Origin of the sequence: Trujillonella endophytica (assembly GCF_900110555.1) — a bacterium.
Taxonomy (GTDB): domain Bacteria; phylum Actinomycetota; class Actinomycetes; order Mycobacteriales; family Geodermatophilaceae; genus Trujillonella; species Trujillonella endophytica.
Genome location: NZ_FOEE01000002.1, coordinates 200,097 through 224,333, shown reverse-complemented (window position 1 = coordinate 224,333; position 24,237 = coordinate 200,097). Strand labels below are relative to the sequence as shown.

General features: G+C 70.0%; 23 protein-coding genes and 1 tRNA gene. 16 read left to right on the top strand and 8 right to left on the bottom strand.

What is annotated here, in order from left to right; translation table 11 throughout:
- Window position 1: 1 nt before the first annotated feature.
- The 3 genes from BMY88_RS04020 to BMY88_RS04010 are packed head-to-tail and all read left to right on the top strand — an operon-like array spanning window position 2 to window position 3,926.
- Entirely contained in the window at window positions 2-520 is a 519-nt protein-coding gene (locus tag BMY88_RS04020; RefSeq protein ID WP_091940841.1) for a hypothetical protein, read from the top strand.
- Window positions 520-3,348 (top strand): DNA primase, encoded by a 2,829-nt coding sequence (gene dnaG, locus BMY88_RS04015; protein WP_091940445.1) that lies wholly within the window; start codon window positions 520-522, stop codon window positions 3,346-3,348. The genes BMY88_RS04020 and dnaG overlap by 1 nt, the downstream gene beginning before the upstream one ends.
- Window positions 3,345-3,926: a hypothetical protein gene (locus BMY88_RS04010; protein ID WP_091940443.1), complete on the top strand. Its 582-nt coding sequence runs from the start codon at window positions 3,345-3,347 to the stop codon at window positions 3,924-3,926. The genes dnaG and BMY88_RS04010 overlap by 4 nt, the downstream gene beginning before the upstream one ends.
- 21 nt (window positions 3,927-3,947) lie before the next feature.
- On the opposite strand, the gene BMY88_RS04005 is transcribed toward BMY88_RS04010, so the two are convergent.
- Window positions 3,948-4,157 (bottom strand): hypothetical protein, encoded by a 210-nt coding sequence (locus BMY88_RS04005; RefSeq protein ID WP_091940441.1) that lies wholly within the window; start codon window positions 4,155-4,157, stop codon window positions 3,948-3,950.
- Between the two features lie 131 nt (window positions 4,158-4,288).
- Between BMY88_RS04005 and BMY88_RS04000 the strand changes: the two genes are divergently transcribed.
- Window positions 4,289-4,361, top strand: a tRNA-Asn gene (locus BMY88_RS04000).
- Window positions 4,362-4,570: 209 nt separating this feature from the next.
- On the opposite strand, the gene BMY88_RS03995 is transcribed toward BMY88_RS04000, so the two are convergent.
- Together BMY88_RS03995 and BMY88_RS03990 are read right to left on the bottom strand one after the other, a co-directional pair.
- On the bottom strand, window positions 4,571-4,792 hold the full coding sequence (locus BMY88_RS03995) for an excisionase family DNA-binding protein (protein ID WP_244524434.1): 222 nt from the start codon (window positions 4,790-4,792) through the stop codon (window positions 4,571-4,573).
- Between the two features lie 1,065 nt (window positions 4,793-5,857).
- On the bottom strand, window positions 5,858-6,238 hold the full coding sequence (locus BMY88_RS03990) for a MerR family transcriptional regulator (protein WP_280138694.1): 381 nt from the start codon (window positions 6,236-6,238) through the stop codon (window positions 5,858-5,860).
- Window positions 6,239-6,315: 77 nt separating this feature from the next.
- Here BMY88_RS03990 and BMY88_RS24085 point away from each other — a divergent pair, with 77 nt between their 5' ends.
- Window positions 6,316-6,588 (top strand): flavin reductase, encoded by a 273-nt coding sequence (locus tag BMY88_RS24085; RefSeq protein ID WP_091940439.1) that lies wholly within the window; start codon window positions 6,316-6,318, stop codon window positions 6,586-6,588.
- Between the two features lie 215 nt (window positions 6,589-6,803).
- The gene (locus BMY88_RS03980; protein WP_091940437.1) at window positions 6,804-8,129 is read left to right on the top strand and encodes an NtaA/DmoA family FMN-dependent monooxygenase; all 1,326 of its coding nucleotides are present in this window, start codon (window positions 6,804-6,806) and stop codon (window positions 8,127-8,129) included.
- A 27-nt stretch (window positions 8,130-8,156) separates the two neighbouring features.
- Here BMY88_RS03980 and BMY88_RS24590 read toward each other — a convergent pair whose 3' ends face one another.
- From BMY88_RS24590 to BMY88_RS03965, 3 genes are read right to left on the bottom strand one after another with little or no spacing between them, the layout of a single operon-like run.
- Window positions 8,157-8,570, bottom strand: a complete 414-nt coding sequence (locus BMY88_RS24590) for an ArsR/SmtB family transcription factor (protein ID WP_280138693.1) — start codon at window positions 8,568-8,570, stop codon at window positions 8,157-8,159.
- Complete coding sequence (locus BMY88_RS03970; RefSeq protein WP_091940433.1) at window positions 8,563-9,831, bottom strand: bifunctional 3,4-dihydroxy-2-butanone-4-phosphate synthase/GTP cyclohydrolase II; 1,269 nt, start codon at window positions 9,829-9,831, stop codon at window positions 8,563-8,565. The genes BMY88_RS24590 and BMY88_RS03970 overlap by 8 nt, the downstream gene beginning before the upstream one ends.
- The gene (locus BMY88_RS03965) at window positions 9,828-10,268 is read right to left on the bottom strand and encodes a riboflavin kinase (RefSeq protein WP_091940431.1); all 441 of its coding nucleotides are present in this window, start codon (window positions 10,266-10,268) and stop codon (window positions 9,828-9,830) included. The genes BMY88_RS03970 and BMY88_RS03965 overlap by 4 nt, the downstream gene beginning before the upstream one ends.
- A gap of 390 nt (window positions 10,269-10,658) precedes the next feature.
- On the opposite strand from BMY88_RS03965, the gene BMY88_RS03960 reads away from it, so the two are divergent.
- The 4 genes from BMY88_RS03960 (at window position 10,659) to BMY88_RS03945 (ending at window position 14,015) form a co-directional block, all read left to right on the top strand.
- Window positions 10,659-11,555, top strand: coding sequence for an NAD(P)-dependent oxidoreductase (locus BMY88_RS03960; RefSeq protein WP_091940429.1), 897 nt, complete (start codon window positions 10,659-10,661; stop codon window positions 11,553-11,555).
- A 40-nt stretch (window positions 11,556-11,595) separates the two neighbouring features.
- Complete coding sequence (locus BMY88_RS03955; RefSeq protein WP_211435479.1) at window positions 11,596-12,009, top strand: carboxymuconolactone decarboxylase family protein; 414 nt, start codon at window positions 11,596-11,598, stop codon at window positions 12,007-12,009.
- A gap of 132 nt (window positions 12,010-12,141) precedes the next feature.
- The gene (locus tag BMY88_RS03950; RefSeq protein ID WP_170860957.1) at window positions 12,142-12,546 is read left to right on the top strand and encodes a nuclear transport factor 2 family protein; all 405 of its coding nucleotides are present in this window, start codon (window positions 12,142-12,144) and stop codon (window positions 12,544-12,546) included.
- Between the two features lie 632 nt (window positions 12,547-13,178).
- A complete protein-coding gene (locus BMY88_RS03945) occupies window positions 13,179-14,015 on the top strand; it encodes a mycofactocin-coupled SDR family oxidoreductase (RefSeq protein ID WP_091940425.1) in 837 nt (278 codons plus the stop codon).
- Between the two features lie 360 nt (window positions 14,016-14,375).
- Here the strand turns inward: BMY88_RS03945 and BMY88_RS03940 are convergent, their stop codons facing one another.
- Both BMY88_RS03940 and BMY88_RS03935 read right to left on the bottom strand, forming a co-directional pair.
- Window positions 14,376-14,768, bottom strand: coding sequence for a CBS domain-containing protein (locus BMY88_RS03940; RefSeq protein WP_170860956.1), 393 nt, complete (start codon window positions 14,766-14,768; stop codon window positions 14,376-14,378).
- A gap of 352 nt (window positions 14,769-15,120) precedes the next feature.
- Window positions 15,121-17,133, bottom strand: a complete 2,013-nt coding sequence (locus tag BMY88_RS03935; RefSeq protein ID WP_091940421.1) for a molybdopterin-containing oxidoreductase family protein — start codon at window positions 17,131-17,133, stop codon at window positions 15,121-15,123.
- Window positions 17,134-17,558: 425 nt separating this feature from the next.
- On the opposite strand from BMY88_RS03935, the gene BMY88_RS03930 reads away from it, so the two are divergent.
- The 6 genes from BMY88_RS03930 (at window position 17,559) to BMY88_RS03905 (ending at window position 24,138) form a co-directional block, all read left to right on the top strand.
- Window positions 17,559-18,830, top strand: coding sequence for a cytochrome P450 (locus BMY88_RS03930; protein ID WP_170860955.1), 1,272 nt, complete (start codon window positions 17,559-17,561; stop codon window positions 18,828-18,830).
- A 230-nt stretch (window positions 18,831-19,060) separates the two neighbouring features.
- Complete coding sequence (locus BMY88_RS03925) at window positions 19,061-20,308, top strand: cytochrome P450 (RefSeq protein WP_091940417.1); 1,248 nt, start codon at window positions 19,061-19,063, stop codon at window positions 20,306-20,308.
- Window positions 20,309-20,394: 86 nt separating this feature from the next.
- A complete protein-coding gene (locus BMY88_RS03920; protein WP_091940415.1) occupies window positions 20,395-20,721 on the top strand; it encodes a 2Fe-2S iron-sulfur cluster-binding protein in 327 nt (108 codons plus the stop codon).
- Window positions 20,722-20,725: 4 nt separating this feature from the next.
- Window positions 20,726-22,024, top strand: coding sequence for an NAD(P)/FAD-dependent oxidoreductase (locus BMY88_RS03915; RefSeq protein WP_091940413.1), 1,299 nt, complete (start codon window positions 20,726-20,728; stop codon window positions 22,022-22,024).
- Between the two features lie 95 nt (window positions 22,025-22,119).
- On the top strand, window positions 22,120-23,007 hold the full coding sequence (locus tag BMY88_RS03910; RefSeq protein ID WP_244524433.1) for an alpha/beta hydrolase: 888 nt from the start codon (window positions 22,120-22,122) through the stop codon (window positions 23,005-23,007).
- A gap of 282 nt (window positions 23,008-23,289) precedes the next feature.
- A complete protein-coding gene (locus tag BMY88_RS03905; protein ID WP_170860954.1) occupies window positions 23,290-24,138 on the top strand; it encodes an alpha/beta hydrolase in 849 nt (282 codons plus the stop codon).
- Window positions 24,139-24,237 lie beyond the last annotated feature (99 nt).

The window sequence follows — 24,237 nt, the reverse complement described above, 5'->3', positions numbered from 1 at the left end:
CATGCTGGAGCTGGGCAAGGCGGGTTCGTCCGGGGTCGCGAAGGGCGTGCTCCCGGTGCTGCGGGACGGCGTCGTCGTCGCGCAATTGCGGGCCTCGAACTGGAAGGAGGCCGCCACGGCGGTCGTCGGCGAGCGCGAGTGGGTGTTCGCGAAGCAGAAGCGGGAGCTGACCGGCCGCTGGTCGGCCGATCCCGAGGGCAGCGCGCGGCTGCGCGCCCGCCAGGTGTCGCTGTGGAAGGGCACCTGGGAGGCGGACCTGGAGGGCACGCCCGTCGCGGTGGCGAGCCTGTCGGTCTGGAAGGGGACGCACCGCTTCACCAGCGGTGGGAAGACGGTCGGGGAGAGCGGCTCGACCGGCGGCTGGTCGCCGCGCCCGACGTTGACCTGTGCCGGGACCGTGCCGCTGGAGCACCAGGTCTTCCTGCTGTGGCTGGAGGTGGTCATCGGCCGGCGCAACCAGGCCGCGATCACCGGGGCGACGGTGGCCGCCACCGGCGGTGCCACGGCGGGGGGCAGCTGATGGCCGGCCGCGGGCGGATCCGGGCCGCCGACATCGCCGCAGTCCGCGAGCGCAGCCGCATCGACGAGGTCGTCGGCGAGCACCTGCAGCTGAAGCGGGCCGGCGGCGGCAGCCTGAAGGGGCTGTGCCCGTTCCACGACGAGAAGTCGCCGTCGTTCCACGTCACCCCCTCGCGCGGGCTCTACCACTGCCTCGCCGGCGAGACCGGCGTCCTCACCGAGGACGGCGTCGTGCCCATCCGCGAGCTCGCCGGCCGTACCGTGCGGGTCCTGAACGGAGACGCCGGTTGGGTCGAGGCGCCGTTCCGCTCCTACGGCGTGCAGCCGCTGATGCGGGTGACGCTGACCCGCAACGGCCGCGTCAAGGAGCTGTACGCGACCGACGAGCACCGCTGGTTCGTCCCGTCCGGTGCCCTCCGGCAGAACCGTCGCGAGAAGCTGACCAAGGACCTCGTGCCGGGGGACCGGTTGTCGCACAGCTTTCCGGCGACCCGAGTGCTGCATCCCGCGACCCGGCCGTCGCCGTTCGGCATCCCGCGGGGAGTGGTCTACGGGGACGGCACGAGGGCGGGCGCCGGCTCGATCGCGGTCCTGTACGGAGAGAAGGACGCCGAACTGGCGGGCTGGTTCGCAGGTTGCCGGAGCAGTACGGACGAGAGAGGCACCCGCTTCTACGGGCTGCCGGCCTACTTCACGGACAAGCTCCCCGACCTCGATGACGACCCGGCCTACCTCCTGGGGTGGCTGGCCGGCTACTTCGCTGCCGACGGCTGCGTCGCGGAGGACGGTGACGCGGTCCTCAACTCGGCGCGGCCCGAGGACCTCGAGTTCGTCCGCCGCCTCTGCACCCGTCTGAGCATCGGCACGTTCGGAGTCGCGAGGCAGAACCGCGTCGGAATCGACGGCGTGGCCAGCGACATCTACAACGTCCGGTTCATGACCAAGGGCCTGCCCGAGTCCTTCTTCCTGCTGCGCCGGCATCGAGAGCGGATCGCGGGGGACCCGAAGAAGTACGAGCGCAAGAACTGGGTCGTGCAGTCGGTCGAGTGGAGCGAGCGAGTCGAGGAGGTCTACTGCGCCGAGGTGCCCGGCACCCACGCCTTCACCCTCGAGGACAACATCCTCACCGGGAACTGCTTCGGGTGTGGGGAAGGCGGCGACGTCATCTCCTTCATCCAGAAGGTCGACCACCTCACCTTCAGCGAGGCCGTCGAGCGGCTGGCCGGGCAGACCGGGATCCAGCTGCACTACGAGGACGACGGCGGCCGGCCCACCGGGGCCCCCGACCGGCGCGACGCCGGGCAGCGCGCCCGCCTCGTCGGCGCCAACACCGCGGCCGCCGATTTCTACGCCGAGCAGCTGCGCACGCCGGAGGCCGCTCCCGCCCGGCAGTTCCTCGCCGACCGCGGCTTCGACCGGCAGGTGGCGCTGGACTACGGCTGTGGCTACGCCCCCGGCGGCTGGGACACCCTTACCCGGCACCTGCGCGCGAAGGGCTACAGCCAGGACGAGCTCGTCACCGCCGGCCTGGCCAAGGAGTCCAGCCGCGGCACGCTGATCGACCGCTTCCACCGCCGGCTGGTGTGGCCGATCCGCGACATCACCGGCGACGTGATCGGCTTCGGCGCCCGCAAGCTGATGGACGACGACCCGGGGCCCAAGTACCTGAACACCCCCGAGTCGCCGCTGTACAAGAAGAGCACCGTCCTCTACGGCCTGGACCGGGCCAAGCGGGACATCGCCCGGCGGCACCAGGCGGTCGTCGTCGAGGGGTACACCGACGTGATGGCCTGCCACCTCGCCGGCGTGACGACGGCGGTCGCCTCCTGCGGCACCGCGTTCGGCGCGGAGCACATCAGCGTGCTGCGCCGGCTGCTCATGGACCAGGACGAGTTCCGCGGCGAGGTCGTCTACACCTTCGACGGCGACGCCGCGGGCCAGGCGGCGGCCATGAAGACCTTCAAGGAGGACCAGCGGTTCGTCGCGCAGACGTTCGTCGCCGTCGAGCCCGACGGCCGCGACCCCTGCGAGCTGCGCCAGGCCCACGGCGACGCCGCCGTCCGCGACCTCGTCGCCCGGCGCACCCCGCTGATCGAGTTCGTGCTGCGCACGCTGCTGGCCGAGTACGACCTGGAGACCGTCGAGGGGCGGCTCGCCGCCCTGGACCGGACGGCGCCGCTGCTGGCCCAGGTCAAGGACCACGCGCTGCGTCCCGCCTACGCCCGGCGGCTGGCCGCGATGATCGGCGACACCGACGAGGCCGAGGTCATGTCCCGGGTGCGCCGCCTCATGGGCGGTGGCGACGAGCAGTCCCGCGGCCGGCCGCGGACGCCGCAGCGCACCGCGGACGACGCCGCGCTCCAGGTCGAGCGGGAGGCGGTCAAGGCGGCGCTGCAGGTGCCGGAGCTGGCCGGCCCGTCGTTCGACGCCGTCGCGCCCGAGGCCTACACCGACGCCGACTACGCGGCGGTGGCCGCCGCCGTGGCCGCGGCCGGGGGAGCGGCCGCCGCGCAGGTGTCGGGGCCCGCGTGGCTCGACGAGGTGGCCGAGCACTGCCCCCGCGAGACCGCCCGCGCCATGCTCACCGCGCTGGCGGTCGAGCCGCTGCGGTCGGTCGGCGAGGCCGACGCCCACTACGTGCTCGCCGTCCTCGCGCGGCTGCAGGAGATGGCGATCGTGCGCCAGGTGGCCACGCTCAAGGGCCGGCTGCAGCGGATGAACCCCGTCGAGCAGGCAGAGGAGTACACCAAGGTGTTCGGCCGGCTCCTCGCGCTGGAGCAGCAGGCCCGGTCGCTGCGCGAGCGCGCGATGGGCGGGCTCACCCCGTGACCCTGTCGGAGTGGCTGCGCCGGCGGCTCGCCCGGCCGCCCGAGATCGTGCGCGCCGTCGTCCTGGCCTCGCCCGACCCCGACGAGCGGGTGCTGGCCTGGGGCGAGCTGGTCCGCGCCGAGGGCTGGCTGGTCGCGACCTCCCGCGGGCTGCGCCGGGTGCCGGCGGAGCTCGCGCTGGACGCGGCCGCGGAGGTCGCGGTGCTGCCGTGGCACGAGGTGGGCTCGGCGCGATGGACGGCCACGGCCGACGGTGGGGGCAGCTTCGCCGTCGTCCCGCTGACCGAGGTGGAGCCGGGGGTGCAGGCCCGCCGGCCCGCCGAGCGGCACGTGCTGGCCGATGCCGGTGAGCTGCCCGCCGTGGTGCGCCGGCGGGTCGACCAGACCGTGCTGGACAGCCGTCGATCCCCGCTGCCCAGCGGGGGAGCGGTGCTTCTGGTGGCACGCCGGGTGCCGGGTCAGGCCGGGCGCGAGTGGACCGTCGTCTTCGACGACGACGCCGACCGCGACGACCCGACCTCGCGGGAGATCGCGCGGCAGAAGCTGGCCGACGTGGTCGCCGCGGAGCTCCCCGACTGAGCAGCGGCGCGGCCGCCGGACTCAGTTCGGGGCTTCGCTCCCCATGCGCGCCTTCACGGAGTTGACGACCGAGTCGGCGTGCGCCTGGGCCATGCCCGCGACCTCCTGCAGACGCGGGTCCTCCTTGGCCTGGGACCAGGCGCGCCGGATCTGGTCGTAGCGCTCGCGCCCGGCGCGGGCGCCGAGGACGTAGCCGGCACCGAAGCCGACGAGGAGGGACAGCTTCGCCACGGTGGACCTCCGGATGGTCAGGGGTTGGTGATCACCGTAAGGCCGCGGCGGCCGCACCGCGACGGGGGTGCCTGCACGGGGGCGGCGGGGCGGTGAGGTAGTCTCGTCGAGCGCGCGGGTCGCCCCGCCGATCCCCCGTAGCTCAATTGGCAGAGCATGCGACTGTTAATCGCAGGGTTACTGGTTCGAGTCCAGTCGGGGGAGCAAAACGCCAGGTCAGCGTCGTGAGCATCCCTTCCGCCTGACCCGGGGCCACGCTTTACCCACACCTTTGCCCTACCGCGCGGACCTGCGGCGCGGGTCTGGCGGTCGCCTCGGTCTGCCACATGGGTACTCCTCGAGTCGCCCGCTCCTGTAGACCCGAGAACGCCCCCTCACCGAGCGGTAGCGCTGGGACCATTCCCCGAGATCGCTCAGGCGCTGGGCACACGACCCGCGTTGATGAATGCATCGAGCGCGGACCTCTGGAGGCGGACGTACTTGCCCAGCTTGACGTAGGCAATCCGCCGTTCGGCGATCAGTCGTCGGACGAAGCGCTCCCCCGTTGCCAAGTACTTCCCAGCTTGCTCGATCGTCAGCAGCTCATCGTGTGGGCTGGATTCGACAGCGCCCAGTCTCTCGCCGGACTTCGTCACGTGGCAGGCACCTCCCGGTCCGGTCGGTAGCAGGGTGGGCCGACCGCGACAGGGATGCGCTGATCTCGGTCAGAGACGGGGAGGAAGGCGCCGTGACGGCTGGTGCTCGACGCCGGCTGGCAGCGACGGGGGCGCACCAGAGTGGTCGCGTAGCTCATGCCTTGAGCGTCTCGTCAGACCCTCCGGCGAACCGCCAGGCATCGCCGACTGGACTTCGGAAAGCCAGCAGATCCTCCAGTCCTTCTCCAGTCCTTCTGTCTGAGGGCACGGCTCCCTCCGCGCCAGCCGCGGGGCATCGGTTCGAGTGAGTGCCGATTCCCCAACGCTCAATTTATGAAGCGACATCACGCCTGCGGAAGCTAGGAACCAGACCTCCAGTTTCTCCGGCGACTTCCTCCCTGACCCGGAAGCAGACGGGCGGTTGACCCCGACGTCCATGCAGAGTTCAAGCACTGCGGAGCCCTCAGGCTGGAGCGTGATCAAACATGCAGATGGAGCACGTGAAGGATGGCTTAGCGCAGGAGGTCTCGAGGTTCCGACGGTGCGTCCACGCCGATTAGTTCAGGGCGAAAGCCCAGGTCCGGCGGTGCAAGAGGTGTGAAGGTCTTGATCTTGATCGATCCCTCTGCCGACGAGGATCCCGTGAGCGTCTCGGCCCGGGCGATGCTGGCTGCGCTGATCAAGGGAGCGAGAGCCTCGAATGCTGGTCGAGCTAGCCGAGTAGGTGGCAATTCTGGGTGCACCTCCTCGAGGCGTTCCCCGGCGACTTCACTGACCAGCACGCTCAGCTGGCGTGGACCATGCTGCGCCGGCTGGAGCTGATCGACGACGCTCTCGGTGAGCTCGACGCGGTCCTCGGCGATCGCCTGCCGGCCATAGAGGCCCAACCGGAATCGGCTGCGGGATCCCAGGGGTGGGCCGAGAGGGGGCGCAGGTGGTCGTCACCGAAACCGCCGCTGACTCTTCAGGGTCTCCCAAGCCCGGCGTTGTGCCGAGGGCAGGCCACCAGTGCAGGATCCGAGGTGACGACACCGCCGACCACGGAGACGACCGTGAGTGAGTGCATCACCTCGGCCCGTTCACGGCGTCTCCCGCTCCATCCATGGCCGCGATGTACCGGGTAAGCGCGTCGTGGTTCGCCTCGAGGAACGCGATGCGCTCGGCCATCTTGGTGCGCTGCTCGAGGAGCATCGCCCGGAGTTCTGGATCGGGGTCCGTGACCACGATCTCCTGCCCGAGACAGGGGAGGATGTTGCCGATGATCCGGGTCGGGATACCCGAGTCCAGCAGGCCGCGGATCTTCTGCACCCGCTTGACCAGGTGGTCGTCGTACTCGCGATATCCATTGTCGAGGCGTCGGGGCGCGATCAGTCCCTGCTCCTCGTAGTAGCGCAGCATGCGATGGGGCACTCCGGTCCTCCGGGCCAGCTCACCGATGCGCACCATTCGCTCCTCAACGGTGTGGAAGGTCTCAGCCGAGCTGCTTGACCTTCTCACCCATGTGAAGGTTAGAGCATCGGTGCATGACCTGCTCCATCCCGCCGCAGGAGATGCGACACGCACTGCCGTTCGCTATCCGCCTGTCGGTCGTGGCGGCTGAGATCGACGGGCGGATCGCCGGGATGCCGGCGAACTCGCTGGTCTCCATGTCTCTGGATCCGCCGCTCGTCTCGCTCTCATTCGCGCGCACGTCGACGACATGGCCCGTTCTGCGCACCGCCAGGACGCTGGGGCATCAGCGTGCTCGGTCGGGCCGGCGCCGCGGTCCTCCGGGCGTTTCGCCGTCCAACTCCTGAGCGCTTCGACGGTGTCGAGATGGAACGACGAGGGGGCCGCTTCCGTGTGAGGGGCCCTCGCGACGACCAGGGTCACGCCGCGACGGGCCATCGAAGCGGGCGATCACACCCTGGTGCTGCTCGATGTCGAGCCTCTCGCCCGCGACAGGACCAGCGCCCGCTGGTGTTCTTCGGCAGCGCCACCCACACCCTCCCTGTCTGACGAGGAGAAACGCATGACCGACAAGAAGCTCGTCCTCGGGATGGGGATGATCGATGGCTATGGCGGCCTGCACGGCGCCTGGCGTGCCCCGCACGTGAACCCCGGCACCTACGCCGACGTCGACGCCACGGTGCGCCACGCGCGAGCCGCCGAGCGCGGCAAGTTCGCGTTCCTCTTCACGCCCGACTTCCCCGCCGTGCGTGGCGACGTCGAACACTCGACGATAAGCAACCTCATGGACCCGCTGATCCAGTTGACCGCCGTCGCCCGCGAGACGACGAACATCGGGTTCGTCGCGACCGGGTCGACGACCTTCCAGGAGCCGTTCAACACGGCACGCCAGTTCAAGGCCCTGGACGTCCTGAGCCATGGCCGTGCCGGCTGGAACGCGGTCACGACCAGCGATCCCGCGGTCGCCGCCAACTACGGACGGCCCGTCGCCGACCGCGCCGAGCGGTACCAGCGCGCGCACGAGGCGATCCAGATCGTCCAGGCGCTGTGGGGCAGCTGGCAGCAGGACGCCTGGATCAAGGACCAGGCGGCGAACCGCTTCATCGACCCGACGAAGCTGCAGCCGGTCAACCTGCAGGGGCAGTACGTCGCGTCCCGCGGGCCCCTGGCGATCCCACCGTCGGAACAGGGCCAGCCCGTCGTCTTCACGTCCGGCGGCCCCAGCCCGCACCTCCTGTCGATCGCGGGCCGATACGCGAGCGGCTTCATCGCCGAGGTGTGGACGATCGAGGAGGCGCGCGCCCAGCGCGAGCTCGTGCGGGAGGCGGCACGGGAGGCCGGCCGCGACCCCGACGAGATCAAGTACATCGCCGGCCTCATGACCACCGTCGCGCCGACCGTGCGCGAGGGGCTCGACCGGCGTCTGCGATACGCCGGCGAGGTCCTCGAGGCCCGGCTTCCGCACCTCGGGGCGATGCTCGGCATCCGGATCGACCCGGCTCGCATCGACGAGCCGTTGACCCCGGAGCAGCTGGCCTCGGCCCGTGCCGCACCGACGGATCCGCGCTCCTCGATCGCCCTCGAGGTGGCGCGCCAGGGGTGGTCCGCGCGCGACGTCCTCGCCCACGGCGTCATCGACTTCCACCCCACGGTCGTCGGCCCGGGAAAGCTGCACGCCGACCACCTGCAGGAGTGGTTCGAGGCCGGGGCTGCCGACGGGTTCTGGGTGACACCCGACATCTACGAGGACGGCATCGACGCGTTCGTCGACGAGGTCGTGCCGATCCTGCAGGAACGCGGCATCTACCCGACCGAGTACCCGGGCACGACCTTGCGCGCCAACCTCGGCGTCCCCCGCCAGTACGGACCGGACCCGCGCGTCACGTGAGACGCGCAGAGTTCGACCACCGATGCATCAGCAGGTGGGTGGTGAGTCCAAGCCGTGGAGCGCGGGCAGGAGTGTCCCCAATTCGCCGACGAGGTCGCGCAGCACCGCTCGTCGGAGGGAATACACGACGGTGCGGCCCGGCGTGCGCGACGTGATCAGGCCGGCCTGGACGAGGATCTTGGTGTGGTAGGAGATCGTGGGTCCCGAGATCGGCAGTGTCGCCTCGAGGTCGCTGGACGTCAGCTCTGGGTGCCCACTCAGTCGCTCCAGCATGTGCCGACGGATGGGGTCGGCGAGTGCGCGCAGGACCTCCGGGGTGACCGAGGTTCGCCGACCGATGGACGCGACCGACGGCAACGTCCGGTGAGCGGGCTCTGGTCCGGTCCGCTCCCGCCGCCGATGCCCCGCCGTTGGTCGTCGTCGGGCAGGTGTGTCAGTCACGGCTGAGGATCCGGGGTCCGGCCGCCACCGCCAGGGCGTGGCCCATCCGTTCCTGTTTGGTCAGGAGGTACTCCACGTTGTGGGGGTTCGTGGTCACGGGCAGCGCCACCCGCTCCACGATGTGCAGTCCGTACCCCTCCAGCTCGTCGTACTTGGACGGGTTGTTGGTGATGAGCCGCAGCCGGCGGATGCCCAGCTCGGCCAGTATCTGAGCACCCACGGCATAGTTCCGGGAGTCGACAGGCAGCCCTTGGGCGATGTTGGCGTCGACGGTGTCGAGGCCGGTCTCCTGCAGGGAGTAGGCCCGGATCTTGTGGCCGAGCCCGATGCCCCGTCCCTCGTGCCCGCGGAGGTACACGACGGCGCCGCATCCCTCGGCAGCGATAGCCGACAGTGACTGCCGGAGCTGGGTGCCGCAGTCGCACCGTGCAGATCCCAGGATGTCGCCGGTGAGGCATTCGCTGTGCACCCGGACGAGGGCTCCGGCATCGCTGGCGCCCGCGGCCGCGACGTCGCCCATGACGAGGGCGAGGTGCTCGGTACCGTCGAGCGTCGAGCGGAAGGCGACGGCCCGGAACGCACCGAAGTCCGTGGGCATGGCCGCGCTGGCGACGTGCTCGACCAGCTGCTCGGTGGTCTGCCGGAAGCGGACGAGGTCGGCGATGGCCAACACCGGCAGGTCGTGCTCGAACGAGAACCGGTGCAGCGCCTCGCCGCGGAGCATGACGCCGTCGTCGCCGACGAGCTCCCCGATCAGCGCAACCGGCTCGTGGCCGGCTAGCTGCAGCAGGTCGATGGCGGCCTCGGTGTGGCCGGGCCGAACGAGGACCCCACCGGACCGGGCGCGTAGGGGGAACACGTGGCCGGGGCGACGGAGGTCCTGGGCGCGCGTCTGGGGATCGGCCAGGGCGCGGAAGGTCCGCGCACGGTCGGCCGCCGACACGCCGGTGCCGCAGCGGGCGTCGTCGACCGAGACGGTGAAGGCCGTGCCGTGCGGATCAGTGCTGTCGGAGACCATCTGCGGCAGCCGGAGCGCGTCGACCCGCGCGCCCGTCATCGGGGCGCAGAGGATGCCCGTGCTGTGGCGGACCACGAAGGCCACCTGCTCGTCGGTGGCCGTCGCCGCGGCGAGGACCAGATCGCCCTCGTCCTCCCGGTCGGCGTCGTCGACCACGATCACCATCTCTCCGGCACAGAGGGCGGAGACGGCCCGGAACACGGCGTCGGCGAACGGCGGCTCTCCCCGCCCGTCGGTGGTCATGGGCGCCAGCGGCGGGTGGCGTCGACGTCGGCGGTGATCTCACGGACGAGCTCGGCGACGGAGTCGAATCGTCGGGTGCCCCGAAGGTGTTCGAGTACCTGGACGCTCATCTGCCGTCCGTACAGGTCGCCGTCGAAGTCCAGCAGGTGTGCCTCGACACGGAGTTCGGTGCCGTCGAAGGTGGGGTTGGTGCCGACGGACAGTGCGGCCCGTCGGGTGAGCGTGGTGCCAGCGACCCAGTCCGCCACCTCGACGCGAGCGACCCAGACGCCGTCTGCAGGGAACGCACTGTCGTCGTCGAGTTCCAAGTTCGCCGTCGGGAAGCCGATCAGTCGACCTCGGGCATCGCCGTGGACGACGGTTCCACGGAACCGGAGTCCGGCGCCGACCGTCGATCGACGGGCCAGGTCGACGACACGAACGGATGGAGTGGACATCCTCAGAACCTCCGGGCTGCCGAGTCGATCCCCAGCGGGACTCCCGGCTGGGGCTGGTGTACTCAATGCGTCAGCAAGCTCCCTGGATCTCGCACCCACGACACTGCGTCGAGGCCGGGATCGTGAGGAGCGTGTTCATGCTAGCGCTCGCTAGATATCGTGTGCAAGGCATCGACCGGGCCGAGAGTGGCCTGGGCCTCAGCTTGACGGAGCCGCGCCGCGAGCTGCACGCTGCCCGCAGCTAGCGATCGCTAAAGCCCCGGAACGGCACGCTCGGACGACCGCTGATCGCAAGAGTCGAGCACACGAGGCCGCACGTGCCGCTGGCACGGATGTCTCCGGGCCTGCCGCCGGACAGCTACTCAGGATCCGTCGGAAGGTGAACTCGTCATGGCCACCCTGTTCGTGGGACTGGGGCGCATGGGTGCGCCCATGGTGCGCCGCTATGCGGGCACGACCGCCACGGTGCTCTTCGACGTCGACACCGCCATTGCCCGGGCGCTCGCCGATGACATTGCTGCTCGGCCACTCGACTCGCTGGCCGAGCTCCCGGACGACGTCGACACCGTGATCCTCATGCTGCCCAACAGTCGGATCGTCGAATCGGTCCTCGAAGCCGATGGCCTCCTCGATCGCCTGCCCGGCGGAGCACTCGTGATCGACATGGGGTCCTCGGAGCCGACCAGCACCCGGCGTCTGGCCGAGGCGGCGCGGGAGCGCGGCATCGGCTACGTCGACGCGCCGGTCTCCGGCGGGGTCGCCAAGGCAGTCACCGGCCAGCTGTCGATCATGGTCGGCGGGGAGGTGGCCGACGCCAGCCGCGCCCGTCCGCACCTCGCGCCCATGGGGGCCACGATCCTGGACGTCGGCCCCTCCGGCGCCGGCCATGCCGCCAAGGCTCTGAACAACCTGCTTTCGGCGACGAACATCGCGGCCGCGGCGGAGGTGCTGGCGGTAGCCAGCTCCTTCGGCATCGATCCCGGCGTGATGGTCGCCGTGCTCAACGCCTCGACGGGGCGTTCGCAGGCCACCGAGGTCAAGTACCCGAAGTACGTCGTGACCGGCTGCTACGACTCGGGCTTCGCGATGGACCTGATGCTCAAGGACGTCGCCATCGCACAGTCGCTGGCCCGAGGAGAGGGTCTGCAGACCCCGGTGACGGACGCCGCAGCCGAGGCGGCCGGGAACGCCCGCGCGACCCTCGCCCGGGACGACCTCGACCACACCGAGCTCGCCCGCTACTACGAGTACATCAACCAGGTGTCGTTCCGCGCGACAGGCGCCTGACCCCAGACCGCCACGACAGATCGACGATCGGGAGAGACGTGTGAGCACCGACCCGCAGCAGTACATCGACGACATGGCGCACAGTCGGGGCTACGTCCTCGACTACCACAAGGTGATGGCCAAGCACGACTTCGCCGTCCTGCAGGCGGCCAACGGCATGGTCTCCGCCGCGTACCTCGAGCAGCGCACGCTGGACCGCACGACCAAGGAGCTGATCTTCATCGTCAGTCTCACGGTGATGCGGGCCCCGAAGAGTCACATCCAGAGCCACATCCGCGTCGCGCTCGACCTCGGCGTCTCCTCCCAGGAGATCCTCGAGGCCATCGAGATCTCCCTGCCGGAGGCCGGGGTCGTCGCCTTCCAGGGCGGCGTCGAGGCGTGGCGCGAGGTCGTCGGCGCCGACGGACTCGAGCCCACCGTCTCCGTCCATGAGGGCGGCAACGGCACGCCTTGAGCCCTGGAGAGTCGGCGTCCCCTCCTCGACGGCCGCTGGGCGCCGGCGCGGGCTCCGGTTCTCCGGCACAACCTCGTCACCACATTCATGTTCCACCAACTCGAACACCGGCAGAGCGAGTGGGAAGACAGGATGACCGGAGACGCTCGGCAGCGTTTCGTCGACCCCCAGATGCAGTGGTCGGAGGAGCAGTACGACTACATCCATCCGGACTGCGTCATCAGCCATCCGCCCGTTCTGCAATACGGCGGGACCAAGAACGGCCCAGCCGGGATGAAGAGCATCATCGACGGCCTGGCGGCGAACTTCGAGCTCCACGTGGAGAAGGTCGAGACGCAACTGTTCGGCGACGACCTGGTCGTGCAGCGCTTCCTGGGGGCCACCTTCGTCAACAGGAAGTCCGGTCGGCGGGCCACGATGAACGTGGTCGAGATCTACCGATTCGACGACGGACTGTGTGTCGAGCAGGACAACTTCTACAAGTCTCCGGAGATCGTCGCCGAGATGATCGCCGAGGCGGGGTACGTGGCGCCGTAGTCGGTTGTCCCGGACGGTCGGCGGGGCCATGCCCGTATCCGCCACGGCGCGTGATCCCTTCCTGGGTCGGACCGGCACCCGGCTCCGGGGCATCTCCATCCTCGGGAGCCAGCTCCGGGACCTGGGGCCTGCGCCACCCCTTGACTGCGGTGACGCCCAGGCCCGCGGGCGCAGCCAGTCGACCGACCTGCGCCCGGGCTCACTCTGTCGGCCGCAGGCGCGGAACGGGTGGACGGGGACGGCGGGGGAGTCTGCGGCCCCGACGTCCTCGCGCTGTCGACGGCCCTGCATCCGCATGTTGCGCCGCCTTGTTCGGCATCGGCTCGGCGGACTCGTCGCAGGTCGGGGCCGCGTACGAGGGCGCAGCTCATCCCCTTGACGACGGTGGCTGTGAGCGGGCTAACATCCCCCTAGCGATCGTTCGACAACGTGAGTGGACCGGCTCTGTCGCGTCGGAACGGTGATCTTCGACCGCGGCGGGGAGACCTCCGTCGCCAGGTGTCGGCCCCTCCTGATCAACGAGTAGCCGTACGTGCAGTCACACATCAACGAGGCAGGCAGTCAGTTCCCGAGCGTCCCCACCGGGTGTTCGCAAGCTGACTCCGGCCATCCCTCAACGACTGGAGACATCCATGCCCGGACGTGTTGAAGGCAAGGTCGCATTCATCACCGGCGCGGCTCGCGGCCAGGGTCGCTCGCACGCGGTGCGACTGGCAGAGGAGGGCGCGGACATCATCGCCATCGACATCTGCGAACCCGTGCGCAACGTGAACTACGACTTCCCCACCGAGGCCGACCTGGCGGAGACGGCGCGCCTGGTGGAGCAGCTGGATCGGCGGATCGTCACGCACAAGGTCGACATCCGGGACTCCGCCGGGCTCAAGGCCGCTGTGGACGACGGCGTGGCGCAGCTGGGACGGCTGGACATCGTCTCCGCCAACGCGGCCATCGGCGTCAACCAGTTCCCGTCCTGGGAGATCCCGGACGAGGAGTGGCAGGACATGGTCGACATCAACCTGACCGGCCAGTGGCGCACCTGCAAGGCGGCCATCCCGCACATGATCGAAGGTGGCCGGGGCGGATCCATCGCGCTGACGAGTTCCATGGCCGCCCTGCGCACCTACCAGTTCATCGGCCACTACAGCGCGGCCAAGCACGGCGTGGTCGGCCTCATGGCGACCATGGCCGTGGAGCTGGGGAAGTACAACATCCGGGTGAACTCCCTGCTGCCGACGCAGGTCGCCACTCCGATGATCCACAACGAGGCCATGTATCGGAACTTCCGCCCCGACCTGGAGAACCCGACCCAGGAGGACATGGCCGAGCCGTCCAAGCTCGCACATGCTCTCGACCTGCCGTGGGTGGAGGCCATCGACGTCAGCAATGCGTTGCTCTACCTCGCCTCCGATGAGGCGCGGTACATCACCGGCGTCACTTTCCCCGTCGCCGCGGGTGCCAACGTCACCTGAGTAGCTGATCGGCGCCGGGTCACGGGGAGCGCTCCGGCAGCCGATCGACCACGACGGTCCCCACGGTCCGGCCGGCATTCAGCGCACGTGCTGGAGGCCGGCCGGATCTCTTCGTCCGTGATCGACGGACGGACAGGCCAGGTGGCGCGGCAGGGTCCGCCGCTGACCGTCACTGACGAAACCTGACGGCACGGGTCACGAGGTCGGACACCACGTCGCCACTCTCGGCGTCGGACCGCGCCCCGCTATGCCGTGGCTCGTACAGCCGTGTGCGCCATCCGCCTTCAGCAACCGTCCGGAGGCCGGTCCATCGGGTCGTCCGTGAAAGAGCGCGCGGGCGCTGCTCGGTCAGCCGTCGCCTCAGGATGCGGATGTGGTGGCCCGGGACTCACGAGCCCGTGCAGCAACGCCGTCGTCCGAGCAGTAGCCGGTCCGGCTCCGCTTGAGGCAGAGCAGACCGAGCAGTCTCCCGTGGTCGTCGGTGACGGCCAGGCGACGTTCCCCGCTTCGGCCCAGCCTCGCGGTGATGTCGGTGATCGGGGTGGATGGCCGCGTCGTGCGCCCGTCCAGCCGCCCGACCTCGATCGCCCGCATGGAGTTCGGGACCGCTGACGGGAGGTCCGAGGAGGTGATCGTGGTCAACAGCCGCTGCTGGTCGTCCACGACGAGGACCATGTGGACGTGGTCGTCGTACAGTTCGCGACGAACGGCGCCCACGTCCGACTCATAGCCGAGCGTCTTGGGGATCGTCACCATCACGTCCGCAGCGGTGAGTCGCCGGCTGACGTCCGCCGGAGTCGACCGGGGCTGGTCACTGAGCGGCGGGGGGCTGGGCTCGTCGGACGGCCCGTGCTCCCGAGAGTCGCGCGACATCGAGTTCCCCACGTTCCTCGCTCGGTCTGGGAGGCCTCTGGCCGGTGCCCGATGGGTGCACTGCGCGCGCTCGAGGGTCGACCTGCGTGGTGCGTGCAGGCGTTGCCGACCACCCCGATCCCGGCTCGACGCGCACCGCGGGTGTTCGTCGATGCGGCGGAGGAGGTTGCCGCATCGACGAACACCGGCCGTCGTGCCCGGGCAAGCATCGGTTGGTCCGGGGGAGGGGCCCCTACTGGGCGTCGACGCGTTCGAGCTGCACGGAGATGCCCGTGAAGACCGGCTGCAGCGTCAACCGGTCGGGCATCCGGTCGATGATCCGGTTCACGTTCTGCTCCAGCCAGCCGTGGTTGATGTAGACGGCTGCATCACCGAGGGCGGCATCGACCTCGACGAGGCCCTCGACAGCACCGGAGGCCGTGCTGACCCGCACCCGGTCCCCGTTGCTGATCGCGTGGTCACGCGCGGCCGCGGCGCTGATCACGATGGGCGGCGTCCCGTCCTCAAGGGCGTAGACCCTGCTGTTGAGGCTGTTCATCCGCCGGCCCGCGACGAGCCGCAGGCCGCCGCTCTCCTGGTCGAGCGCGGCCGTCAGGCGGTCGAGGAGCACGCGCGGCGCCAGGCGCCAACGCCCACCGGGCAGCATCTTCTCGTGCACCCAGCCGATCCCCGTCGGGACGGCAGCGCCGTGGGAACCTCCCGCGAACACCTCCTCGGCGAAGTCCGCGCGCGCCCGGGCGAGATGCCGGACCACCGTGTCGTCGTCGGAGGTGTCCGGGTCCAGTCCGTCGAGAACGTCCTTCCCGAGTCGGCGTGCCAGCTGCGCGATGATCCACCAGGACTGCTGCCGCTCCCCGCCGGGCGGAACGACGGGGGGGCTTAGGTACGAGCGGTCGAGGCCCTGCAGGGGCTCGTGGATGAAACTGGTCCGTTCGGTCACCCACGCGCACGGCATGGCATGGGTGGCCATCTTCGTGATCTCGACGTCGAAGGGGTCGATGACCACCAGCACGTCCAGCTTCGCCAGGGCGGCGCGCATCCTGTCCGGATCGGGAACCGAGGTCAACGGGTTGCCCCCGAAGACGAGGAGCGCCCGAACCTGTCCGGATTCGATCTCGTCCGGCAGCGTCACAGCGGGGAACTGTCCCAGCAGGCCGTCGAGGTCGGGACGGCTGGCCGGCCCCGGGGAGGCGCTGCCGTCCTCGGGCGCGTGGTAGGCGAAGGCCGGCCCGTCGATCATCCCGTGGCCGGCGGAGAGGTACTTCAGCCCGCCCTCGACGTCGAGCGACCCCGTGATGATCATGACTGCCAGCGCGAGCCACTCGGCCACGACACCCTCGGGCTGGAACCCGAGGCAGGTGCCGCCCAGGAGGACGACCTTGCCGTGCCGCCTGATCGCCGCCAGGAGCTCGATGAGGTCGTCGGCCGCGAGGTCGGTCCGTTCCGCGACCACCTCGAGGGTGAAGGGCGCCACGGCGGCGCGCAGACGCTCGACATCGGCCGGGTCGCACGCCGAGGCGACCTCGTGCGCGTCGTGTCCCTTGTCGAGGAGTTCGCGCGCGAGCCAGGCCAGCAGGAAGTGGTCGGTGCCGGGGCGCGGGGCGAGGTGGCGATCGGCCCGCTTCGCGGAGGACGACCGTCGCGGATCCACCACCCACAGCTCGCCGCCGCGTGCCCGGAAGCCACGGAGTCGCTGCGGCATGTTGGCGCGGGCGGACCCGATCCAACCGCCCGAGGTGGTCGGGTTGGTGCCGAGCATCACGCACAGCGTGGGTCCCTCCTCCGGGAACCAGCTCGGGTGCAGGAAGGGGATGCCGGTGACCAGTTCGGCGGCGCGGAGCCTCGGGGCGACGTCCAGGGTCATGGGGGAGTACACCTGGTTCGATCCCAGCTGGGCCAAGAGGTCGAGCATGGGGTAGGCGCCGCCGCTGAAGGCCTGACCGGTCGCGTAGTAGCCCGCGACACTGTTCGGTCCACCCTCGGCGATGAGCCTCTGGATCTCCCCGGTGGCGTCGTCGAGGAGGGTGTCCCAGCTGACCCGCTCGCCACGCAGTCGTGGGAAGTCCAGTCGCCCGTCCCCGTGGTGTCGCTCGGGCAGCGCACGACCCTTGGCGCACGTGTAGCCGGCTGACGTCGGGTGGTCACGATCGCCCTTGACGTCCACGAGTCGACCGTCCTCGACGGTCGCGATCATGCCGCACATGGCCATACAGAGCTCGCAGTTGAAGCGCACCGTCTCGACCACAGGGGCCCCACCTTTTCCGTAGACATCTGCCCGGAGATAAGCCGTCCAGCTCCAAGGCTAACGCTCGATATACTGCCTCGGTGTGACCCACGCCGCAAGCCCCGTGTTGCCGCGATTTGGTCCTGGACGCCCTCGCGCGACGGTCCGGCGTCGCCGATGAGGCGTCATCCCGCTCTCCCGTGTCGGTTGACGCGACCGCTCGCGCTTACGCCTACCTATCGAGCGTTAGAGCTTGACAGTGGCGGCGGTCACTCAGAGACTGAGCACAGTGACACCCGCTCGCGCTCGCGTCCGTGCCACCTCGGGAACGCAGGACGGGGGTCACGCCCCGCGTGACATCCCCGGGCCCGCCGCTGGGTGGTGAGTGCGGACCAGGCCGGTTCTCGGTCGGGTGCCCGCGTTCGATGACGAGAGGAAGCAGAGACGTGAGCTTGGAGATCGCCCCGGACGCGGATGGTCGGCTGGTCTGCCCCTTCGATCACCACTCGCCGGAGTACGCGCAGCAGAACCGTGAGATGTTCAAGGACCTGCGTGACGCGGGACCGGTCGTGTGGAGCGAGGCCTACGGCGGGTTCTGGGTCGCGACCGACTACGTGCACATCCGCGAGGTGCTGAACGACTCCGAGACGTTCACGGTCGAGACGATCGATGGCGCTCGCGAGGGTGGCACCCTGCTCCCGGCGCCTCGGGGCGCCGCGTTCCTGAAGCCCGACACGACTCTCTTCAACTTCTTCGACGGAGAGCGCCATGACAGGGTGCGCGCCGCCCTGAACCCGCACTTCAGCCGGCGGCGGGTCGCCCAGTTGGCCCCCCTGATCGAGGCGACGGTGAGCCGTGTCCTCGATCGGGTCGTGGAGCAGCGTGAGTTCGACATCGTCTATGACCTGGCGGCCCCCATCACCGCGGGGATCGTCAACGAGCACATGGGCTTCGGCCTCGAGGACCCGGCGCCGTTCTTCCGAGCCGTGTTCTCCCTGAAGCGGGCCGAGGAGGTGGCGGACCCCGCGAGCAAGGACCCTGTGGTCACGACCTACAAGGAGGGCTGGGCCTACCTCGGTGAGGTCGCGCGGGCGCGCCGGGAGGAGCCGCGGGACGACGTCATCTCGGCCCTGGTGCAGGCCGACGACGGGGCTTTCACCGACGAGGACATCCAGGGCATGTGCATGAACGTGATCTTCGGCGCCGCAGACACCACAGCAGCCTTCACGGCGCACTCGCTCACGTTCCTCGCCGAGCGGCCCGACCTGCAGGCCGAGCTCCGCGCCGACCCGAAGAAGATCCCGGCCTTCATCCGCGAGGGGCTGCGCTACTTCAACGTGGCGATGGGGGTGGCACGAACCGCGACGCGAGACGTCGAGCTCGGCGGGATGCAGATCCGCAGGGGGGACCGCGTCTTCGCGCTGCAGCCCTCGGGCAACCTCGATCCCGCCCTGTACGAGGAGCCCGAGGCCTTCGACATGGCGCGACCCGCGCAGCAGCACCTGGGGTTCGGGGGCGGCATCCACTCCTGCTTGGGTGCGTCGCTGGCGCAGGCCATCGTGGCGGCGGACATCCGCGGCGTGCTGGAGCGCGTCGAGGCGTACTCGATCGATCCCGGGAAACTCGTCCGGAACTCGGACCTCTCCTTCATCAGTCTCTTCGAGGAGGCGCCCATGCGTGTCGACGTGGTGGCGGACCGCCAGGCGACGGTCCCGTGAGCGCCGGCCGGCAGCCGTCGATCGACAGCGACCCGCTCGGTGACGACGTGACGACGTGATCCGGCCGCAGGCTGCGGCATGAAGGTGGCCACTGCGATCGTCCCGGTTGCGGCGGCCACGGACGCTCTCCCGTACCTGGACCGCCGACCAGGAGGCTCAGGACGGCGAACGGCTCTCGTGACGAGGGGCCAACAGACCCGCACCGCTCGCATGAACAGAAGGGAAGTCCCATGACCGTCACGACCGAGCTGAACGACGTACCGGATCTCGCCGACCCGGAGACGTTCAAGGCGGGCGTCCCGTACGAGGCGTTCGCGAGGATGCGTGCGCTTCCCGGACTCGTGTGGCAGCCCGCCGACTACGGAACCCTGACCGGCGGCTTCTGGCTGGCCACCCGGTACGACGACGTCGCCGAGGTGCTGCAGGACTCGGATCGGTTCACGTCGCGGTTCGGCAACGTGTACCCGTTGCTGAACCCGACGGGTGACGGTCCGATGATGAAGCAGATCAACCACCAGGACCCCCCGGCGCACGGCCGGGTGCGTCGAGCAGCAGCCAAGTCCTTCGGTCCCCGCGTGGTGGCCAACTTCGAATCGTGGATCCGCGAGGTGGTCGACGAGACGCTCGACGACGCGCTGCGACAGGAGCGCTTCGACTGGATCCTCCAGGTCGCGCGGTACATCCCCTCCCGGGTCATCGCCCAGGTCCTCGGTGTTCCCCTCGATCGCCGCGAGTACATCGCCGACGCGACCATCGAGATCTTCAAGAGCCTGTCCGTGGAGGACGGCGGCGAGACCTTCGGGAGGCTCGCCGGTCAGGTCGGCGAGTACCTGACCCAGCTGGGCGAGGAGAAGCTGCTGAATCCGGCAGACGACATGACGACGGTCCTCGCGCAGTCGCTCCAGAACGGGGAGCTCGACCCCGTCGAGTTCCAGCTGTACGCGGTGACGCTGCTCATCGCCGGTTTCGAGACGTCGCATACGACCATCGCACACATCGGACACCTCCTAGCGACGGATCCGGCGATCCGAGCTGCCACGGCCCGCGCGCTGGACGAGGGCAGGTCGGCTGAACTGGTCGACGAGTTCCTGCGATACATCACGCCGGCCATCAGGTTCGCGCGCGTCGCCACCCGCGACACCGAGATCGCCGGCCAGGCCATCAAGAAGGACGACGTGGTCACGGTCGTGCTCTCGGCCGCGAACCGTGATCCCGAGGTGTTCCCGCGTCCGGACGAGTTCGATCCGTTCCGGGAGAGCCCCAAGCCGGCTGTCGGTACCGGGGGCGCGGGGATGGTGTTCGGTGCCGGTCCGCACCGGTGCGTCGGACACATGCTCGCCAAGCTCGAGATCCGCATCCTGCTCGAGGAGCTGCACGCGCGCAAGGTCGTCCTCAGCATGGACGGCGAAGCGGAGCGCGGGGCCCATCACGTGGTCAACACGCTGGTCAAGCTCCCGGTGTCCGCGACGGTCGGTTGACCCCTCGGTGGTCGGCGACCGCCGACCACCGACCACCAACTGGCCGGACATCCGTCCAGTCCGCACGATCACCCTGGGAAGAAATAGTGAGCGATAAGTCGAAGGTCGTCTTCGTCAACGGCGCGAACCGGACCGAGGTGGAGGTGCTGGTCGGTACGTCCGCGATGCATGCGGCCACCGACAACCTGGTGGGCGGCATCATCGGGGAGTGCGGCGGCGACCTGTCCTGTGCCACGTGCCACGTGTTCGTCGATCCGGAGTGGTTCGACCGGCTGGACGCACCCGGTGTCGACGAGCGGGACATGCTCGAGGCCACCTCCGAGGAGCCCACCGAGTTCAGCCGGCTGAGCTGCCAGATCCCGTGCACCGCTGAGACGGACGGGATCGTGCTGCACATCCCCGAGAGCCAGTGACGACATGGTCGTCGTCGACCGGCCCGAGGGCGCGCTGACCGAGGACGCCGTCGACCACGTCGTGATCGTGGGTGCCGGCCAGGCGGGCGGTGATCTGGCGGCGAGCCTGCGTGAGATGTCCTTCGCGGGCCGCATCACGATGATCGGCGGCGAGGACTCCTATCCGTACTCGCGCCATCCGTTGTCGAAGACCTTCCTCCGGGAGAAGAAGCCGCGGTCCGAGCTGCTCCTCCGACCGGAGGAGACCTACGAACGTTTCGACATCGACGTGCAGCGCGGTGTCCGGGTCGTGTCCATCGAGCGCGAGAACAAGCGGGTGCTCCTCGACGACGGCCGGATCGTGGACTACGACGCCCTCGTGCTGGCGACCGGCGGCTCGCCGCGGACCTATCCGGACGATTCGCTGGCCGATGCCTCGAACGTGTTCTACCTGCGGGCCGCCGAGCATGCCGACGGGTTGCGCGGACACCTCACGCCAGGTGCGCGGCTGACCGTCATCGGGGGCGGGTACATCGGGCTCGAGGTGGCCGCGGTGGCGAGGGGCCTCGGTCTCGAGGTGACGGTCGTCGAACGCGAGGAGCGACTGCTGGCGCGCGTGACCTCACCGGTCACCTCGGCCTTCTTCGCTCAGGTTCACGACGAGGAGGGCGTCGTCCTCCGCACGGGTCGGTCGGTCAGCAGCTTCCGCGTCGGCCCGGACCGGAGGCTGACGGCGGTCGTGCTCGACGACGACACGACGATCGAGACCGACGTCTGCCTCATCGGCATCGGCCTCCGACCGGACACCGAACTGGCTCAGGCCGCAGGACTCGAGGTCAGCGACGGCGTGCTCGTCGACTCCACCCTGCGCACCAGCGACCCCGCGATCTTCGCGATCGGCGACGTCGCGCGCTTCCCGTCCCGCGACTCCGGGGAGACCCGACGGCTGGAGTCCATCCCCAACTGCACGGAGCAGGCACGCGCCCTGGCGCGGACGCTTACCGGCGGGACAGAACCGTTCGACGCGGTGCCGTGGTTCTGGTCCGATCAGTACGACATGAAACTCCAGGTCGTCGGCCTGGCGAATCCGAGTGACGTCGTGATCGTCCGCCGGGATCCCGACCGGAAGCGCGGTTTCGCCGTCTTCTACCTCCGCTACGACGAGGTCTGTGCAGCCGAGATCGTGTCCAGTCCCCGAGACTTCGCGATCGCGAAGAAGCTGGTCCACCAGAGAGCCATCGTCGATCCCGGGAAACTGGCCGACCCCGCCGTCCCGCTCAAGGACCTGCTCTCCAAGGCGACCTCGACGCCGGCGGTCTCGTGATGCGGACGATCCCGTCGTCGGCAGGGCCGCCGCCTCCGTTCGACCCCGAGTGCGGGGCCGTTCTGGCCGAGCTCGGGGAGCTCCTCGCGCCGTCGGTGACCCTGGATGAGATCCCCGCACTGCGCGCGAACCTGGCCGCGGTGACGCCACCCATCCCCGAGGAACTGACCAGTGCCTTCACCGTGGAGGAGCGATCGGTACCGGGAGCGGAGGGCTCGCCGGAAGTCTCACTGCTCATCTGCCGGCCGACGTCGGCGACTGGGCCGGTTGCGGCCCTGTACTGGATGCACAGCGGCGGCATGATCGTGGCGGACAACCGGGATGGCCTCGACGAGGTGCTCGTCTACGCGAAGGACCTAGAGCTGGCGGTCGTGTCCGTCGAGTACCGGCTGGCGCCGGAGCATCCGCACCCCGCCCCGTTCGACGACTGTTACGCCGGGCTGCTGTGGACCGCGGAGCACGCGCGGGAGCTGGGCATCGACCCGGACCGGCTCGTGGTCGCCGGCCTCAGTGCCGGCGGCGGCCTGGCCGCGGCGGTGGCGCTCGCCGCGCGGGACCGGAGTGGTCCGGCGCTGGCGGGGCAGTTCCTCCTCTGCCCGATGCTCGACGACCGGAACGACACGGTGTCCGTCCAGCAGATGGCCGGACTCGGCGTGTGGGACCGAACGGCGAACGAGACCGGTTGGACGGCCCTGCTGGGGGAGGCGTGCGGCGGCGCGGACGTCTCCCCGTACGCCGCTCCGGCGCGCGCGACCGACCTCTCCGGACTGCCGCCGGCCTTCATCGACGTCGGCTCCGCGGAGACGTTCCGCGACGAGGACGTGGCCTTCGCCCTGCGCATCTGGGAGGTCGGCGGGATCGCCGAACTGCACGTCTGGCCCGGCGGCTTTCACGGATACGCGCGGATGGCTCCGGCCACGCAGATCTCCCGGGCGACCCGCGCCGTGCGGCTGGAGTGGCTACGCCGGCTGCTGGCCGCCTGACCGCGGAGGCGGGTGCCCGCTCGCCCTGTCCATCCGGTGATTGCACCGCCGCTGTTGACGCCTCCAGGAGTGACCCGACTAACATGTCTCCCTAGCGCTCGCTCGATATCGGGTAGCCAGTCGGCATGACGGCGGACCGATCATCAGGGCGTGTCCGCTGTCCGGTTTGTGACGACTGGGGGCGCCTCCCGGGGCCAGTCCCGACGGTGAAGAGGAGAGTCAGAGATGGCGAGTGCGGCGGCAGAGAAGCTGGACGCAGAACTGAGGGCGTGGACGGCGTCCATGACCGATCAGGAGCCGACCCTTGAGGGTCTCCGGGCCGGCGGAGAGGCGATGGGCACCTTTGGTGCCGAGCGCACCGACGTGAAGGTCGAAGAGATCGACATGGGTGGGCGCCGGGCGCTGGTCCACACCCCCGAGCAGGTCGGCAGCGGCGTGATCCTGCACCTGCACGGCGGCGGCCTGACCCTGGGGTCGCCGGAGTCGCACACCCGACTCGCGGCGCATCTGGCGGCCCGTAGCCGGATGAAGGTCTACAACCTCGACTACCGGCTGGCGCCCGAGAACCCGTTCCCCGCTGGCGCGGACGACACCGCAGCCGCAGTCCGGTGGCTCCTGGATCAGGGCGTGCCAGCCGAGCAGATCATCCTGAGCGGCGACAGCGGCGGCGCCGCGCTGGCGCTCACGACGCTGATCGACCAGACCCGGGACGGGGTGCGGCTCGCCGGAGGCATCTTCATGTCGCCGTGGGCGGACTTCCGGCTCACCTCGGCGACGTACGAGACGAACGCGGCAACCGACGTGATGTGCTCACACCCCATGATGGTCCCGCTCCGGCAGAACTACGTCCCGACCGGCGACTACGAGAACCCGCGGGTGTCGCCGGCGTTCGCGGGGGCGCTCGCGGGGCTCCCGCCGCTGATCATCCAGGCCAGTGCAGCAGAGGTCCTCGTCGGTGACGCCAGGCTCATCGCCTCTCGTGCGGAGGAAGCCGGCGTCGACGTCACCTATCAGGAGTTCGACGTCGTCCCGCACGTGTTCCAGTTGTTCGCCGGGAACCTCCCGGAGGCCGACGACGCCCTGCAGTCGGTCGCCGAGTGGGCGGCGCGAGTGGTGGCCGCCGGCGCCTGATCCGCTCTCGTCCATTGCTCGACGGCCCGTTCCGGAGGAACGGGCCGTCGAGCTGTTCGTGTCTGATGGTCGAGGCGGGCGCCCGGCGCCCTTCTCCCG